The sequence below is a fragment of the uncultured Draconibacterium sp. genome (genome assembly GCF_913063105.1).
GTDB lineage: Bacteria > Bacteroidota > Bacteroidia > Bacteroidales > Prolixibacteraceae > Draconibacterium.
On record NZ_CAJXYQ010000001.1, the window covers coordinates 171,389 to 189,152 of the forward strand.

Here is a 17,764-nt window from a genome sequence, read left to right on the forward strand (position 1 = left end):
AGTAATAATAGGAATAGCCCGGAATTATCCGGGTATTCCTAATTGTTTTTTTATGAAAGGATTGGTGCACACATATTACACACTTTTGCTGCTGGCCTGCATTTGCAGCCCGCCGGTCAAATCCTTTGCCCACCCGCACCACAACAGGCCCAAAAACTGCACAAACTATGTTCTGATTGAAGGCTCATCAAACATCAATAGTTTTGAGTTTATACATGCAGCGCCAAGGCTGGTACAATCTGATAAAAGCACGTGGAGCCACCAGGTAACGGTTCCGGTAAAAGAATTTACAGGCAGTAATCAGCACATGCGCAACGACTTTTTAAAGCTGCTAAAAGCCGCTAAATACCCCGAGATTAAAATTAAAATTGAACCCGAAGAAAAAGCTGACAAGATTAAGCCCGGTGAACTTACCGCCATGAACGCCCATATAAGCCTTGCCGGAAATCAGCACAATTACCTTGTGCCCTGCAAAATAAGTTCGTGTGATTCATCGGAAGTAATGATTGAAGGTGCTTTGCAAATAAAACTCACCGATTTTAACATCGATCCGCCCAAAAAAGTACTTGGCGTAGTAAAAGTGAATGATGAAGTTTTTATTACTTTTGCTTTTAAACATGAGTTCGTAAACTAAAAATCAAAGCTTTTGAAATTTAGTACCAAAACAAGATATGGAGTGAGAGCTATTCTTGAAATAGCGATGAATGATTCGGAAGACGGAATCTATCAGAAAGATATTGCTGCCAACCAGGATATTTCGTACAAATACCTTGACCACATAATTACGGCATTAAAAGTGGCAGGCTTAGTGAGCAAGGCAGGTGGCAGACGTAGCGGTTATGTGCTTACCAAAACTCCGTCAGAAATTACGGTTTACGATGTGCACAATGCTTTTGAACCCGGAGTTTGTGTGGTAGATTGCCTGTCGCATAACTTTTCGTGCAAACGCGAAGGAGTATGCGCTTCAAAAGGCTTCTGGGGCCAACTTAACAACCAAATTATTCAATACCTGAAAGCAACCTCCATTGCCGATTTAATTGAAAACCAGATAGAACTGGATGACATTGTAAACTAAAACTACATTTTCCGATTATTCTTTTGGTGTTAAACGAATCACCGTTCCCGGTTTATTTAACACCACGTAAATTGCCCCATCAGGCCCGGTCGACACATCGCGCACACGTCCCTGGTTTTTTACAATCACTTCCTCGTGCACAACCCGTTCACCTTCAATTTGCAGCAAACGCACTTCTTCGTATTTTAAGGCGCCTACCAACAATTTGTTTTTCCATTTCTTAAACAAATCGCCGCTGTAAAAATCGAGGCCACAAACCGCAATAGATGGCCGCCAGTACAAATTGGGCTGCTCCATTCCGGGCTTATGGGTTTCTTCGGTAATAATTGTTCCGTTATAGTTTTTTCCATAGGTAATGGTTTCCCAACCATAGTTTTTTCCCCATTCTATGCGGTTCAGTTCGTCGCCACCCATTGGCCCGTGTTCAGTTGTCCACAACTCGCCGGTTTGCGGATGTATGGCCATGCCCTGAATATTGCGGTTACCCAGCGAATACAACGATGGGATGGCACCTTCTTCAACCACCCAGGGGTTATCTGCCGGAATGCTGCCATCTTTGTAAATGCGATGCACCTTACCGTTTGGTAGTGTAAAATCCTGTGCCTGGTAGCCTGCTCCACGGTCGCCAATAGCAAAATACAAATACCCCCACGGATCAAAAACAATCCGGCAACCATAATGGTGGCGGGTGGTACGGTAAGTCTCGTGCGGCGCTTCAAATAAAACCTCCTGGCTGGTCCATATATTATTTTCAATTTTTCCACGTACAATGCGCGTCATGGCCGGCGGTCGTTGTCCTCCATCTTCTTCAGCCAAAACATGACTATAGGCCAGATAAACCCATCCGTTGTGTTGGTAATCCGGGTCGATAGCCACATCCATTAAACCGCCCTGCCCGGCATGCAGCACTTCCGGCGTATTTTTTACTGCAGCGTCCAACAATTTTCCGTTTTTTACCACACGAAGCCGCCCGGGGCGCTCTGTAACCAGGGCTGTATTTTCATCTAAAAAATCAATCGCCCACGGAATTTCAAGTCCTTCAGCAAACACTTCAACATCAATTAAATAATCCAGTGTTTCAAGTTCTTTGGCGATAGGTGGTTTTTCGGCTCCTGCCTTTTGTTCCGATTCACGAAGATACGCCATTAGCGCACGAATTTCGCCATCGTTTAGCGTGGCCTCGTATGATGGCATACCCAGATGTGCAATACCAAACTTTATATTTCTAAACACATAATTATCCTCTGCGCCAAACTGCCAGACTCCATCAATTAAGCTGGCGGCATTTCCTCCGTTGAGGTTTGCACCGTGGCACGAGGCACAATGTTGCCCGTACAGCTGTGCTCCGTTTTGGGCTGCCAACTGATGATTAAAAGCATAAATGAAAAAGAAACTTAAAAGAATAATGGCTGTTGATTTCATAACCGTTGATTTAGATTAACTTTCATTCGCCATAAAATAAGAAAATTTGACGAAATTTGTTCAGCCAAAACAATTCTTCAATCTTTTTTTCGGTAAAATATATTCAACCAACAGTAAAAAGTATACGAAGTTGAACACACAAGCATGTAATTTTGTAATGAATAAAAAATATGTTGAAATGAAAAATGTAGCACTTATAAGCGGCGCCTCAACCGGTATTGGCAAAGAGTTGTCGCACATTCATGCCCAAACAGGAGGCGACCTTGTAATTGTTGCCCGCAGCAAAGACAAGCTGGAAGAATTAAAAAGCGAACTGGAAAAACAATACGGTGTGAAAGTTTGGGTAATAGCCAAAGATTTGGGAAAGCCCGAATCACCACAAGCGATTTACGACGAACTAAAAAAAGCAGGAATAGAAATTGACATTCTGATAAACAACGCCGGTTTTGGGGGTGTAGGTAAATTTCATGAATTGGATTACGACCGGCAGGTTGCAATGATCAACCTGAATGTTACCTCGTTAACAGCCATGACCCGTTTGTTTTTACCCGATTTTATTCAACGCAACTCCGGTAAAATATTAAACAATTCGTCAACTGCCAGTTTTATGCCAGGCCCGCTTCAGGCAGTATATTTTGCCACAAAAGCTTATGTTCGATCGCTTAGCAACGCACTTTCAGAAGAGCTTTCGCATACCAACATAACGGTAACCAACCTGATGCCGGGTGCCACCGAAACCGAATTTGGTGCTACCTCGGGAATGGACAAAACAGCTATGTTTAAAAAAACAGCTACCGCCCGCAGTGTGGCCGAAGATGGTTACAAAGCCATGTTAAAAGGAAAAATGGATGTAATATCGGGCTTAACTTTTGCCCAGAAAATTATGATTTCGGCGATTCCTTTTATGCCTAAAAAAATGATGCTAAAAACGGTTAAAAAAATGCAGGAAACCAAGTAAACAATGAGACAACTATTTCCGCTTTTGTTTTTTGCCCTGTTTTTTGTCCTTTTGGCCGGTGCTAATTTTTACCTGGCAAAACGTTTTTCGTTCTATTTCGATTTGCGAAACCCGCGTTTTATGCTGGCTACATTTGCCGGACTTACCATTTTTATGCTGGCCGGAATAATTGGATTTACCAATGCCCAGGGTACTTTTGCCAACAGCGTTTATATTGCGGCATCAATAATTATGGGCTTTTTGCTTTACCTTTTACTCGCTGTAGCAGCGGTTGATTTACTAAACCTGCTTGTAAAAACAAATGCAAAAATGCAAGGATTAGCCTCCGTTGCCCTGGCAGTGGCCATTACCGGCGGCGGCATTTTAAATGCGCAGTATAAAAGAATAAGTAAAGAAGAAATAGCTATACCAGGCCTGCACAGCAACATTACCATTGCCCATCTTTCCGACATTCACATCGGGCATTTCTGGGGGCCAAAAACCCTCCAAAAAATTGTTGATAAAACCAATGCCCAACAACCTGATGTAGTTTTTATTACCGGCGATTTGTTTGACGGAAAAATTCGGCTAACCAGCAAAAGCCTTGAACCCCTGACCCATTTAAATGCTCCGGTTTATTTTGTTGAAGGCAACCACGACGGCTACTCTGGTGCCAAAGAAATAAAACAAAAGCTACGCCATATTGGGGTTGAAGTTCTGGAGAATGAAGTTACCCATTTTAATCAACTGCAAATTATCGGGCTCAACCACATGCGTGCTACCAACAACGACCCCGGAATGCATGGCACCGCTGCCAAACCAAGTATGCAATCAGTACTTAGCCAGCTGAATATTTTCCCTGACAAACCCACGGTTTTACTGCACCATAGCCCCGACGGAATAGAACTTGCCAATAAATACGGTGTAAACCTGTACCTGGCCGGGCACACCCACAACGGACAATTATTTCCGTTTAATTTTGTGGTACGCGGGGTTTATCAGTACAACAAAGGGCTAAAGAAATTTAAGGAAACCTCCATCTATACCTCGCAGGGAGTTGGCACCTTTGGGCCGCCCATGCGCGTGGGCACGAAAAGCGAAATTGTAATTCTCAAACTTAAACCATCAGCAAAATGAAAGTAATAATAACAGGTGCGACAGGTATGGTTGGCAAAGGTGTTCTGCTCGAGTGCCTTGATCATAAAAAAGTACAGGAGGTGGTAGTAATTGGCCGTAATTCGGTAGCCATGCAACACCCAAAACTTAGCGAAATAATTCATGCTGATTTTTCCGATTTTTCGGAGCTAAAAAGCCAAATTAGTGGTTTTGATGCCTGCTTTTTTTGCATGGGCGTTAGCTCAGTTGGCCTAAAAGAACCCAATTTTAAGCACCTTACCTACAATTTTACACTGGCGCTGGCGCTTGAATTGGTCAAGGTAAATCCTGAAATGACATTTAACTATGTGTCGGGTGAAGGCACCGACTCGAGCGAAAAAGGCCGCGTAATGTGGGCCAGAGTAAAAGGAAAAACCGAAAACGATTTACTAAAACTAGGATTTAAGCAAGCATACATGTTTCGGCCCGGGGCAATTATCCCGCTTCGGGGCATAAAATCGCGCACAAAAGCCTACCAGTTTATTTACGACTATTTTATGTGGCTGGTAAAACTTATTAAAGCGCTGGCTCCAAACGCGGTGGTTAATACTACCCAAATGGGCCTTGCCATGATAAATTCGGCACTTTACGGCTACCCGGCAATGGTGCTAAAACCACGTGACATTATTCAACTGGCTGAAAAATAATGCCAAACATAAAACAGGCTGTTTATCAACTACTTTAACGCCCTCCTGCTTGGGTTGTACCTTAACCTCCCTGCTTTAACTAACATTTAAGCACCTTCTCAATAAAAGGACGCTGCAGCCTATCGTTTATAATAAATTATTTTATTAGTTTTGCGTTATTATTAAATTATTTTAATAACTCGAGCTATGAAAAAACCTTTCCTATTTATTCTGTTGTTTTATTTTCTTTGCAGTTGTCAATCTAATTACCAAGGGGTTCCTGCGTTTTACCATGCACTTTTAGACACCGCTCTTACAAAAGCCGGCGAGAATGCGGAAGAACTCGAACGGGCACTTTTAGAAGCGCCCAAAGCACAGAAAGAAGGAATGGCCTTTCTTATCAGCTATATGCCGGAGCGTGACCTTACTTCGCTAAGCGCCTCGTTTTTGCTCGAAAATGTGAGCTATGCCTACAAAGCCCGGGAGAAATATGCCTGGTGTGCCGCACTTCCTGATTCTATTTTTTTAAACGAAGTGTTGCCATACGCCAACGTTTCGGAAGACCGGGATAACTGGCGCCCCGATTTTTACGAACGATTCTCGAAATATGCCGACGATAAAAACAATAGTACGGATGCCATTATGGCCATCGCCCGAAATATTAAAGATGAGGTAAACGTAGAATACAACACCAAACGTTCACGGGTCGATATCAGCCCATTTCAGGCCATGAAAGAACACATGGCAACCTGCACCGGGCTTTCCATTTTATTAACCAATGCTTACCGCTCGGTTGGCATTCCTTCGCGCCTGGCAGGAACCGCCATGTGGACCAACTACAAGGGAAATCACACCTGGAGCGAAGTGTGGATTAACGGACAATGGCATTTTATCGAATATTACCCCGATTCCTTAGACCAGTCGTGGTTTGTAGCCGATGCCGGAAAAGCCGACCCCGATCACATGTTGCACTGGATTTATGCTGCTTCGTTTAAACCAACACAACTGCCTTACTATGCAGCCGTTGACGCTCCGCATGCCATGCAGGTTACAGAATTAAACAAATTGCCTGAAGAGGTGCGTCCGCGTTTTGAAAAAATGAAGGCTAGAGCTACAGATAACAAACCCTACATCTGGGGACATAATGTTACGCAACGTTACATCAATATTTATCAGAACTCTTTAAAGAACAGCCAACTTAAACCTAACGAACTACTGGCCAATGTGGTGGTATTTGCCAATGCCGATACCCAGAACAGCGAGGCACGGTTAAGCTGCCGGGTGGATGTTTTTACTGATGACAAAAGAAGTGATTTTGGCTATTCTCCTGCAACAACCGACGACATGAATCGCTTTCTTCAGTTTAAACTTAAAAAAAATACGGCCTACCGTTTTGTTGTCACCCATCCTGAAGAAAAAATAAATGAGGAATTTTCAATAGCTACCAAGAACCAGAATTCTCAGGATATTCAACTTGTGTTAAATCAATAAATTAAGCATGAAATATTTTACACTGTTTTTGGTCTTTTTTGCAGCATTGCATACAGCCCTGGCTCAAACCATAAATGTTAAAACACACGATAAGGTGCTGATAAACACCGACCCCTCAAAAGGCGTAAAAAGTTTTGTACAGTGGGGTGTTTTTCCTACACCCGATAAGGAAATACGCAAAGTGGTACTTAACCTTACCTTAGCCTACCCGCAAGACAGGGCCATTGCCCACTGGGATTACATGGACCGTGTAAAAATACTTCGAAAAGGTGGCGTAAACGGCGAATTGCTCAATTACGAAATTGGCCGTATGCTAACCCCTTACGGCAGCAATTTTAAAGAAGGCTGGAACTACACCTGGAGCATTGATGTTACGGATTTTCAGGCATTTTTGCGCGACAGTGTAGAGATTGAATACATCCATTCGGGCTACGAATCGCCGGATTTGGGCTGGGATTTAAGCCTTGATTTTGACATAACTTTCGGACCACAAGTGGCTGATTTTATTTCAGTAGAAAAAATGTGGGACGGTAACTACCGCTACGGCGACCCGGAAGATCCCATAGAGAAACAACTGGGAGCACAAATAATAACCCGAGCCGAAGATGCAGCTTTTGGCCGCTTTCGAATTCAGCATACCGGCCATGGCATGGATCGACCAAGCGGATGCAGCGAGTTTTGCAGTCGCTGGCGCGAACTGAAATTCGACGGAACAGTGGTGGATCATCGCGACATGTGGAAAGACTGCGGCAACAATCCGCTTTACCCACAGGGCGGTACCTGGATTTTCGACCGCGCTTACTGGTGCCCCGGCGATTTACAGGTCCCTGATGTTGTTGACATTCCGCTTACCAAAAACAGGCATCAGCTCGATTTGGATATGGAACCCTTTACGGCCACCAACAAAGACCAGCCACGCGAACAAATTACCTCCTATTTCTTTCAGTTTGAAGCACCCAATCGCGAAAACGACGTTGCTATTGAAGAAATTATTGCCCCTAATTTAAAGGATAATTACAATCGCTTTAATCCCCGCGCATTCAGTCCAATCATCAAAATCAGAAACCTCGGAAAAAGCGATTTGAACAAACTGAAGATCATTTATAAAACCAAAGGATTCAGCGAAAAAACCTATAACTGGAAAGGCAAACTGGGATTTTACGAGGCAGCCATCATTACGCTTCCGGGTGAAATTGACATGAACGAGGGCATAAATTCATTTGCGGTAATTTTGGAAGAACCCAACGGCAAAGAAGACGAGTGGGACGCTGACAACAACATGGAAGTTGAATTTGAAAGCATCGCAACAATTCCATCGAAATTTGTAGTTGAATTTATGACCAACAACAAACCGGAAGACAACTGGTTACACATTGTGAGCAGCAGCTACGACACGCTTTATTCCAAAACTCCGGAAATGTTGGATTCGGCCACTACATATGTTGATACACTTGAATTAGCGGAAGGGAATTATTTTCTAAACCTGGTTGATACCGCAGGCGAAGGACTGGAATTCTGGTTTTTGGCCGATGCCGGTTATGGCCGCCTCCGCTTAAAAGACACGGCAGGCAACCTTATTCATTTGTTTGAAAGCGATTGCGGCAACGGTCAGTTCTTTGCATTCAGAACCGATGACGATTTTAAAGTAGACACCACCGTCTCCCATCTTTCGGTAAATATTTATCCGCGCATGGTAAAAGACTACGCTACCATTTACACCACTACCAACAAAAAATCAACTTTAAAAGTGCGCATTACTAAAGATGGCGAATACATTGAAACACATGAGTATACCAACATTAAAGATGCACAAACCGGCCTCGATCTCCGGCATTTGGAGGAAGGACGCTATGTAATGGAAATTTTTGTTGACGGCGAACACAAGATGAACCGCCGTTTTAACAAAATTCCGCAAAGCGGATTTCGATACTAAAAACACAGTTTTTTTAGCAAGCATAAATATCATTTCGGACTGTCTTTCGGGCAGTCCGAACTTTTTTTTAGCCCCACTTTCTATCCAAAACAATATCTTTGACAGCAGATAAGTAGGTAGTTAACGCATAGCTTACAAAACTTTAAGGGCAAGCGATGCGTTATACTTTTTAGTGGAAAGTGCTCACTTAACAACAGGCTAAACAATATGAAAACAGGAAAACATATTAACTGCTCGCTAACCCAGTTGCCATTTAACTCGGTACTTAGCTTTAAAACGCTAATCGCACAGATTAAACAAATCAGCTCCACAACCGACCACCCCATGCAAAAAATGGCAAAAGCCACATTGGCTGCCGTAAACAAAGCACCCGAACTGAATGCCCCAATTTGCGCAGATGAAGCCTTAAACAACCACCCGCAACTGGTGAAGCAACTTATGGCTTTTGTAATAAGCCCCTTGCGCCACAACAGCGATATGGAAGCCTGCTCTCTTCCGTTTGCCTCGGAGCCCTTTTTTGCAAGCGAGTTGTACAACAAGGCTGCCGGATGTAAATCCCAGCATTTTGAAATTGCCATGGATGGAGATCAGGACCTTAGCCTCATCGCCAAGCTTTACCAGGCCTATCTTATCATTCTCGAAAAATTTTACAATTACAGTATTGATGTAGACATTCCGTTTACCTACCGGGTTACCAATACCAACAACGGTTCGGTTAAATACTTAAGAAAGCGCATTCACGCCGAATACCTGGAAATAAACGAAATTAAAAAACACCCAAAACTATCATCAAAAGAAATTGCCGAACTTTTTGACAATACCGAAGACCTGAATCTCTGGAACTCGAAAATCCCGCTTGAAAATTTCGAATTCTCAGGATTTATGCATTTTAGCCTTACCGATATTACACAGGATTTTGTGATCTCGCAGCTTAAAACCGATTTGCTGGATAAAAAAACCATTGAAACCAATGAAGGTTTTGAGGTACTGCAGAAGCGTATGTGTGCACTGTTTGAAAATCCACAACTAAAATTTGGTATGGCGGTTGCCCCCGATGCCGATGCCAACCTGAACATTAACCTGATTTGGAACACCATAATTCCGCGATCGGAGCTTCAATGCAGCGACTACATTGGTTCGGTTTACGAAAAAGCTTTTACTGAAAACCGCATCATAAATATTTCCGATCTGGGTGAGCAACCCAACGACCTGGTGGTACAGAACCTATTAAATGCAGGCATCAGAAGTCTGGCTATTGTTCCGCTTTTTATTGATGAGCAACCTGTTGGAATGTTGGAATTTGCCTGTGCAGCACCCGATAACATCAGCATGTTTCAAATAAAAAGACTACACGACGTATTTCCTACTTTTGCGCTGGCTTTGAAACGCTCAAAAGAAGAATGGAATGATAAAATAAGAGCAGTTATTCAGGATGAATTTACAGCCATTCACCCAACAATAGAATGGCGATTCCGGGAGGCCGTAGGGCGCTTTTTAAGCCATACCAACAAAAGCAATCAGGTACCAATGGAGAAAATAGTGTTCCCCGATGTGGTGCCTATTTATGGGGCTGCCGATATTCGAGGCTCATCGCTGGAGCGCAACATGGCCATTCAAGAGGATTTAACAGAGCAGCTGGAACACGCCCGCGACATTTTAAACTATGCCATACAGCTAAAAGATATGCCGCTGCTCGACGACATTTGCTTTAACATTCAGCAAAACATTAACACAGTTAAAAGCGGCTTAAAAGCTGGCGACGAAGTGGTTATTCTTGAGTTTCTGAAAAAAGAAGTTAACCCGGTTTTAAACCTGCTAAAAGAGCGCTACGCCGATTTAAGCGAGCCTGTTGATGTGTATTTTTCATCGCTTGATCCGGAGCTGAAAGTAGTGTATAAAAAACGCAGGGATTTTGAAAACAGCTTAACAAAAATAAGCAATACCGTTAGCGAAATTATCGACATTGAGCAACATAAAGCGCAGGCTGTTTTTCCGCACTATTTCGAGAAATACCAAACCGATGGTGTTGAATACAATGCCTACATTGGGCAATCGTTGGTGAAAAACCTGAACTACAACACAATTTATCTAAAAAATATCAGGCTGTGGCAACTACTGGTTAAGGTAAAAGTGGCACGCAGCATAAAACTACTTCAACCACAACTGACTACCAAGCTCGATATTACCCAGCTTATCCTGGTGCATTCCAACCCATTAAGTATTGAGTTCAGGCAAGATGAGAAAAAGTTTGATGTGGCCGGTGCCTACAACATTCGGTACGAGATAACCAAAAAAAGAATTGACAAAGCGCGCATTAACGGCAGCAACGAACGAATTACACAGGTTGGAAAAATTGCCATTATTTATTCGCATGCCGACGAAATTCAGGAATATAAAAAATACATTGATTACCTGATAGCACAAGGCTACCTTGCCCCAACAATTGAAGAACTGGAACTGGAAGACCTGAAGGGCGCATCGGGGTTGCGAGCCTTACGTGTTGAAGTAAATTTCGATAACCTGGCACCCAACGAAATCAATCCGGAGGAAATTGCCCGGATTGTTACCAATAATTAAAAACAAACTATCCGTACCATTTGCGCGTTCGTCCCTTCAAGTTATTTAAGGTATCAATGGTGATGTTCACATCATTTACCACCTGAAAATCGAACATTCCAACGCAAATAAAATCGGCACCATTTTTAAAAGCCCAGTTAAAACCATCTTCGGGCTTAATGGCACCGGCAGCCAGCACTTTAAAACCCATCACCGGAACGGTTGCCCGCTCTACAAATTCAATGGTTCTGTCGGGGAACAAACAAAAACAATTATCGTGAAACTGGTTATGATCCACGCTGCGTTTTCCATCCACTTCGTAAGGTACACGGTTTTCGCGCGGATGTGCCGACCAATAGTTGTCGTGGTGCATGGTTTTCATGTAGTAATCCGGAATAATGCCCTGTTCTTCGCAAGCAATCAGTGCATCAACAGTGTGCGAGGCCAGCCCGGCGGTATAACCTTGTTTACGGGTATGTTCCAGCATTAAATCAATCTTATCCAGTTTATTGTCGCGCACCATCCAGTCGCAATGGTTTCCCTGAATTTGAATAATGTCGACACCAAAATCAATGGCTTTATTAATATTCACCAGGTAGTCGTTGTTTTTTACATCGGGAGCCACCTGGGTAATCACCTTAATTTTACTTCCGGTAAGTTGTTTGTATTTTTGCATGGTAGCATTGGTCGGAAATCCAATGTTTATGGTATTTATCCCGGCTTCTTCAGCCAGCATAAGCGTTTCAAAAATTTTTCGCTCGGTATTGTAAGCTCTGAATAGCGAGGGCACATAATGCAAATCGCGCGAGTGTGCCCAACCGCCAATAAGATTACCGCCGGCCACCAAACGGCTAATTTCGTGCGACCCTATTTTTCCTTTAGGCAGCTCGCCCTTTAGCTCTTTTATATCGGTACCACCTATTTTTATGGTTGCACCTGAAAGCGTATCCACCCCAAATCTCTGCGATTGCTTAAATGCTCCAACGCCCAACACCCCCAGTGCAGGTATAGTGGCCAGATTTTTTAAAGCCTCGCGCCGCGACTTAACTGCAGCCGGCTTTTCATCCACCACCTCGGCCCTCTTTTTGGCAAAAACCGGCAGAGCATAAATTCCCCAACCCTTTTCGTTTAATGCAAATAAAACAAGCAAGGCCAGTGCTTCAATAAGGTTTCGGTTAACAATAAACAAGTTTCCATCAGCCATTAATGGCAGCGTACTTCCGAAGGGCGGATAGGCAAAGTAGTACAAAAGCAGCAAAACCACTCCCGAAAGAGCCGACAAGCGAATGGCAAGTCCCAAAAAAAGCCCTACTCCAATTAAAATAAGCGCTGCAATATTTATGGGATCAATAACAGCCAACGCCCAATCGGAGCTGGCCATCCATTGATAAAAGCCCGAGAAAGGACCGGTTGCATCAGACAGGTAGCTGGCAGCACTCCAGTTACCGGCAAGCAATTTTGCCAAACCTTCGTATAAAAAGTGCCAGCCAATAACTATTCTAAAAACCGTGATGAAAAATTTTTTCCAGTTCATTTGTTTTGGTTTAGATTTTTTCGGCTATTAAAGTAAATGCATCTGGCTCATTTATAAAAGCATACCCTTCAATTCAAAATCAATCCAAATAAAAGCTCACAAGCTTTGCGTGGTAGCTATTTCATTAAATGCAGTGTAAATTATTCAAAAACCAGCTTTTGTTTTTTGGCCGTTCTCATTTGTATTCCCGTCTCATTTTCTACATTTGTCCTTCAATAAAAAAAACAGACGTAAAATGAGCAAGGAATTTTCGCCCACAAAATACATCCTGAAATCGTTTAAAACAGGAAAACAATTTGAAGATAAAGGCTGGATGCTTGATGCTCCGGGCGAGGCTGACCCCACACTTATAAGAGCCATTTACGATAAAAAACAAATTGATGTAAAGGACGACTCGTGGGGTTTGTACAAATTTGCCGACTGGTTACCCATTGGCCGCATGCTTGAAGGCTCTTCGGCACCAGTTACTTACAAAAGCGAAGGACTGGCAAAAAAACTTGGGCTCGATAACCTGTGGATTACCTTTAGCGGCTACTGGCCCGAAAAAGGCACCAGCATGAAAACAGCTTCTTTTAAAGAAACGGAAGCCTACTCGGTATGTGGCCGAATGACAGCAGACATGAACCAGGTTTTGGTTGTGGCTTCTGCCGGAAATACCTCGCGTGCTTTTGCGCGGGTGTGCTCCGAAAATAACATTCCATTGCTTATTTGTGTGCCTGAAGACAACATCAACGCCTTGTGGTTTGATGCCCCGATAAACGACTGTGTAAAATTGATATGCAGCAAAACCGGAAGCGACTATTTTGATGCCATTCACCTGTCGAACATTGTTGCCGGAATGGATGGATTTGTGGCTGAAGGAGGTGCCAAAAATGTAGCACGCCGCGACGGAATGGCAACAACCATGCTCTCGGCAACCACCACAATCGGCGAAATTCCCGATTATTATTTCCAGGCCATTGGTAGTGGTACCGGCGCTATTGCTGCCTGGGAAGCTAATTTACGTTTGATTGAAGATGGGCGTTTTGGAAACAAAAAAATGAAACTTATGGTTTCGCAGAATGCGCCATTCACACCCATTCACGACGCCTGGATAGCCGATTCGCGTGCCATGCTTCCATTAGATGACGACCTGGCCCGCGAACAGGTAGAAGAGATTGTTGCCAAAGTTTTATCGAACCGCAAACCTCCGTACCCAATTGCCGGCGGTTTATACGATGCCATGAAAGATGCCGGCGGATCAGTATTGCTGGCCAACAACGACGAAGCCGCAGAAGCTGGAAAATTGTTCCTCGAAACCGAAGGCAACGACATCCACCCGGCATCGGCTATTGCCACAGCAACCTTAATTGAAGCTGCAAAAAATGGCACCGTAAAAAAAGACGACCTGATTATGCTGAACATTACAGGAGGCGGCGAAGAAAAATTTAAAGCCGAAAATGAATTATTCTATTTGAAACCGGAGATTATTTTTGACATTAATCCGGATGAAAACGAGGTGAAAGAAAAAGTGGCAAAATTGTTTTAAAAACAATTGCTGTTTCTTTTCCTGTAACCCACCTGCAAAAATGGTTTGAAAGCGATAAAACTTTCAAACCATTTTTTTATCAGAAAAACACTATTTTAGTGAAAAACTTCAGCGTATGTAGGTCTTTCGCCTATTTTTATCGTCTTAAAAAGAAAGAATATCATTTACTAAAACTATACTAATATGTTTAAACAAAGCAATTACATGCTAACCATTTTAACCATTGTACTTAGCACTTTCGTTTCGTGCACAACTTACACCGATTATTCAAATGTATCCTACGAAGAACCCAACCCTAAACCCTGGGAAGATCCAACAATTTGCCAGGTAAACAAAGAAGCACCACATGCGTATTTTATCCCATTTTCGTCGGCAGAACAAGCCCGAACCGAAGACAAATGGCAGTCGCCGTTTGTAAAATCCTTAAACGGTACGTGGCAATTTCATTTGGCACAAAACCCTTCTGAACGCCCGTTTTGGTTTTTCAAAAACGATTTTGACACCCGCAACTGGGATGAAATTAAAGTGCCATCAAATTGGGAAGTGGAAGGTTTTGATTACCCCATTTATACTAACGTAAAATATCCACATGCCAAAACACCTCCCCTAATTCAGGAGCACTACAATCCGGTTGGCTCGTACAAACGTACTTTTGAACTACCCGAAAGCTGGAACGAAAAGGAAATTATCGTACATTTTGGCGCCGCCTCGTCGTGCATGAACCTTTGGGTGAACGAGCAATTTGTAGGCTACAGCGAAGACAGTAAAACTCCTGCCGAATTTAACATTACCAACCACCTTGTTCCCGGAGAAAACACAATGGCTGTTGAAATTTTTCGCTGGTGTGATGCCTCTTACCTCGAAGATCAGGATTTTTGGCGCTTAAGTGGTATTACCCGCGATGTGTACCTGATGGCACGCGGGCCACAAGCCATAAAAGATTACCGGGTGGGTTCAAGCCTCGACGACACTTATACAAGCGGTTTATTTTCGCTTGATGTTGAACTGGCCAACAAAAGCGTCTTAACTGTTGAAGCAACTCTTTCTGATAACGGCACTGTTGTAAAAGAATTTTCTGAAACAACTGAAGGAACCTCAGTAAACTTTAAAGCCGAAATCCCGAATGTAAAACAATGGTCAGCCGAAATCCCGAATCTGTACGAATTGGTAATCACCCTGAAAAACGGTGAAGAAGTTGTTGAAGTTATCCGCCAGGATGTGGGTTTCCGCCGTATTGAGATAATTGATGCCACGCTACGGGTAAATGGCCGGTATGTTTACCTAAAAGGAGCCAACCTACACGAGCACAACGATAAAACCGGCCATGTTCAGGACAAGGAAACCATGTTGCTCGATATAAAAACCATGAAAGAAAATAACCTGAATGCGGTACGTACATCGCATTACCCACAGCCTGAACTTTGGTACGAGCTGTGCAATAAATACGGCTTGTACATTGTTAACGAAGCCAACATCGAATCGCACGGAATGGGTTACGGTCCTGAATCGCTTGCAAAAAACGAAGATTGGAAAGAAGCACACCTCTACCGCACAAAAATCATGTTTGAGCGCGACAAAAATCAACCTTGTGTAATTATCTGGTCGCTTGGCAACGAGGCCGGAAACGGCGTAAACTTTATGGCTACTTACAATTACCTGAAATCGGTTGACAACACCCGCCCTGTGCAGTACGAGCAGGCGCACGGAGGCGAAAACACAGACATAAACTGCCCCATGTACATGCGCATTGAAGGCATGGAACGCTTTGCCAAAGAAAAAGCCGACAAACCGCTTATTCAGTGTGAATATGCTCATGCTATGGGTAACAGCGTGGGTAATTTACAAGACTATTGGGACCTGATTGAAAAATACGAAGTTTTACAAGGCGGATTTATTTGGGACTGGGTAGACCAGGGCTTATTAACCACTAACGATGATGGCGAAGAATTTTGGGCCTACGGTGGCGACTTTGGCCCCGACACTGTTCCATCTGATGGCAACTTCTGCAACAACGGATTGGTTAACCCTGACCGTGCCGTTAAACCACACCTGCTTGAAGTAAAAAAAGTGTATCAGCACATTGGTTTCGATGCTGTTAACCTAACAAAAGGAAGCGTAAAAATCAGCAACAAATACGTTTTTATGAACCTCTCGGAGTTCGACTTTGTGTGGGAAGTAACAGCCGACGGGAAAATTGTTGACAGTGGAAATATTGATGATATCGACCTGGCACCGGGAGCAAGTAAAACCCTTAACATTGCTTTTGATGTTACGCCTGAAGCTCATGTTGAATATTTTCTGAACGTTCGGGCAAAACTAAAAAAAGACCGGAGCCTTGTAGAAGCCGGTTGGATTTTGGCCGAAGAACAGTTTAGAATTCCTTTTGCCGTTCCGGTAACTTTGGAATACAAAGAAGTGCAAATGCCCGATGTTACAATGGAAGAAAGCGAAGCACTGGCTACTATTTCGGGAGAAGGTTTTTCGGTAACTTTCGACAAAAAAGCCGGAGTAATTTCAAGCTTTAAACAAGGCGAAACTGAATTGTTGCTGGCCGGCCCTGTTCCCAATTTCTGGCGTGCACCCATTGATAACGACTTTGGCAACAACCTGCACAAACGTAGCCGAGTATGGCGAAAAGCGGGCCAAAACAGAAAGCTGACTTACGCCTCGGTTGGCGAAAAAGGAAAAAAATGGAAAGAAGTTACCTTTAAATTTGATATCCCCGATGAGGAAGGAAACACCATTGCCAAATACGAAACCAACTACACGGTTTATGGCACCGGCGAAATAGTGGTTCGCAACCATTTTAAAATGACCGCCGAAGACCTGCCTGAAATTGTTCGGATGGGAATGAACCTGCAGATGCCACGCAGTTTTGACCAGATGAACTGGTTCGGACGTGGCCCTCAGGAATCGTATTGCGACAGAAAAACTGCTGCTTTTGTTGGCTTGTACGGAGGAAGTGTTGCCGACCAGTATTGGGCCTACCTGCGCCCACAGGAAAACGGAAACAAAACTGATGTACGCTGGATGAGTATTACCGATAATGCAGGCAACGGACTATTGTTTTCAGGTATACCTTTGTTAGAGGTTAGCGCCCACCATAACATTATGGAAGATTTTGAAAGTTTGGAACGTACCGATGGCCGCCAGCGCGAAGGCGTAAAAGTGGTAAACCGGCATACCACCGATGTTAAACCACGCGACCTGACATCAGTAAACATCGACTTTAAACAAATGGGTGTTGGTGGCGACAATAGCTGGGGCGCCTTAACCCACGACCAATATCGCTTAACTGAAAAAGAATACAGTTACGCATTTAAAATGGGTGTAATTACCAGCGGAACTGACCCTGCCAAACAGGCCAGGATTGTTTACTAACAGTAAAACCGGTTAAAAAAAGCGCGGCAATAAAATAATTGCTGCGCTTTTTTTTGAAAAAACACCATTGCAATCAGCAAAAAAACTACCCGTTAAAAATTTCATCTTATTTGCATCTTTGTAGCT

The 17,764-nt window shown here is 43.4% G+C and carries 12 protein-coding genes; 10 read left to right on the forward strand and 2 right to left on the reverse strand.

Translation table 11 applies throughout. The features are described from left to right. Positions 1–52: 52 nt before the first annotated feature. Both QZ574_RS00555 and QZ574_RS00560 read left to right on the forward strand, forming a co-directional pair. Positions 53–634, forward strand: a complete 582-nt coding sequence (locus QZ574_RS00555; protein ID WP_297085627.1) for a YceI family protein — start codon at positions 53–55, stop codon at positions 632–634. Positions 635–646: 12 nt separating this feature from the next. Continuing rightward, positions 647–1,075, forward strand: coding sequence for an Rrf2 family transcriptional regulator (locus QZ574_RS00560; protein ID WP_297085629.1), 429 nt, complete (start codon positions 647–649; stop codon positions 1,073–1,075). 15 nt (positions 1,076–1,090) lie between these two features. Here QZ574_RS00560 and QZ574_RS00565 read toward each other — a convergent pair whose 3' ends face one another. After that, entirely contained in the window at positions 1,091–2,497 is a 1,407-nt protein-coding gene (locus tag QZ574_RS00565) for a PQQ-dependent sugar dehydrogenase (RefSeq protein WP_297085632.1), read from the reverse strand. A gap of 178 nt (positions 2,498–2,675) precedes the next feature. On the opposite strand from QZ574_RS00565, the gene QZ574_RS00570 reads away from it, so the two are divergent. From QZ574_RS00570 to QZ574_RS00595, 6 genes are all read left to right on the forward strand, one after another. Continuing rightward, positions 2,676–3,455, forward strand: coding sequence for an SDR family oxidoreductase (locus QZ574_RS00570; RefSeq protein WP_297085635.1), 780 nt, complete (start codon positions 2,676–2,678; stop codon positions 3,453–3,455). Between the two features lie 3 nt (positions 3,456–3,458). Further along, on the forward strand, positions 3,459–4,571 hold the full coding sequence (locus QZ574_RS00575; protein WP_297085637.1) for a metallophosphoesterase: 1,113 nt from the start codon (positions 3,459–3,461) through the stop codon (positions 4,569–4,571). Then, a complete protein-coding gene (locus QZ574_RS00580; RefSeq protein ID WP_297085639.1) occupies positions 4,568–5,236 on the forward strand; it encodes an NAD-dependent epimerase/dehydratase family protein in 669 nt (222 codons plus the stop codon). The genes QZ574_RS00575 and QZ574_RS00580 overlap by 4 nt, the downstream gene beginning before the upstream one ends. A gap of 186 nt (positions 5,237–5,422) precedes the next feature. Next, entirely contained in the window at positions 5,423–6,706 is a 1,284-nt protein-coding gene (locus QZ574_RS00585; RefSeq protein ID WP_297085643.1) for a transglutaminase-like domain-containing protein, read from the forward strand. A 7-nt stretch (positions 6,707–6,713) separates the two neighbouring features. Continuing rightward, positions 6,714–8,639, forward strand: coding sequence for a peptide-N-glycosidase F-related protein (locus QZ574_RS00590; RefSeq protein WP_297085645.1), 1,926 nt, complete (start codon positions 6,714–6,716; stop codon positions 8,637–8,639). Positions 8,640–8,846: 207 nt separating this feature from the next. Further along, on the forward strand, positions 8,847–11,216 hold the full coding sequence (locus tag QZ574_RS00595; protein ID WP_297085648.1) for a GAF domain-containing protein: 2,370 nt from the start codon (positions 8,847–8,849) through the stop codon (positions 11,214–11,216). 7 nt (positions 11,217–11,223) lie between these two features. Here QZ574_RS00595 and QZ574_RS00600 read toward each other — a convergent pair whose 3' ends face one another. Continuing rightward, positions 11,224–12,729, reverse strand: coding sequence for a DoxX family protein (locus tag QZ574_RS00600; RefSeq protein ID WP_297085650.1), 1,506 nt, complete (start codon positions 12,727–12,729; stop codon positions 11,224–11,226). 235 nt (positions 12,730–12,964) lie between these two features. Between QZ574_RS00600 and QZ574_RS00605 the strand changes: the two genes are divergently transcribed. Next, positions 12,965–14,257 (forward strand): cysteate synthase, encoded by a 1,293-nt coding sequence (locus QZ574_RS00605; protein ID WP_297085652.1) that lies wholly within the window; start codon positions 12,965–12,967, stop codon positions 14,255–14,257. Positions 14,258–14,440: 183 nt separating this feature from the next. Further along, positions 14,441–17,638, forward strand: coding sequence for a glycoside hydrolase family 2 TIM barrel-domain containing protein (locus QZ574_RS00610; protein ID WP_297085654.1), 3,198 nt, complete (start codon positions 14,441–14,443; stop codon positions 17,636–17,638). Positions 17,639–17,764: the final 126 nt, after the last annotated feature.

Excerpts from the sequence above, each read along its gene's own strand:
- QZ574_RS00580 (WP_297085639.1), top strand. The coding sequence starts at position 4,568 with ATGAAAGTAATAATAACAGGTGCGACAGGTATGGTTGGCAAAGGTGTT.
- QZ574_RS00590 (WP_297085645.1), top strand. The coding sequence starts at position 6,714 with ATGAAATATTTTACACTGTTTTTGGTCTTTTTTGCAGCATTGCATACA.
- QZ574_RS00570 (WP_297085635.1), top strand. The coding sequence starts at position 2,676 with ATGAAAAATGTAGCACTTATAAGCGGCGCCTCAACCGGTATTGGCAAA.
- QZ574_RS00565 (WP_297085632.1), bottom strand. The coding sequence starts at position 2,497 with ATGAAATCAACAGCCATTATTCTTTTAAGTTTCTTTTTCATTTATGCT.
- QZ574_RS00555 (WP_297085627.1), top strand. The coding sequence starts at position 53 with ATGAAAGGATTGGTGCACACATATTACACACTTTTGCTGCTGGCCTGC.
- QZ574_RS00575 (WP_297085637.1), top strand. The coding sequence starts at position 3,459 with ATGAGACAACTATTTCCGCTTTTGTTTTTTGCCCTGTTTTTTGTCCTT.
- QZ574_RS00605 (WP_297085652.1), top strand. The coding sequence starts at position 12,965 with ATGAGCAAGGAATTTTCGCCCACAAAATACATCCTGAAATCGTTTAAA.
- QZ574_RS00600 (WP_297085650.1), bottom strand. The coding sequence starts at position 12,729 with ATGAACTGGAAAAAATTTTTCATCACGGTTTTTAGAATAGTTATTGGC.
- QZ574_RS00585 (WP_297085643.1), top strand. The coding sequence starts at position 5,423 with ATGAAAAAACCTTTCCTATTTATTCTGTTGTTTTATTTTCTTTGCAGT.
- QZ574_RS00610 (WP_297085654.1), top strand. The coding sequence starts at position 14,441 with ATGTTTAAACAAAGCAATTACATGCTAACCATTTTAACCATTGTACTT.
- QZ574_RS00595 (WP_297085648.1), top strand. The coding sequence starts at position 8,847 with ATGAAAACAGGAAAACATATTAACTGCTCGCTAACCCAGTTGCCATTT.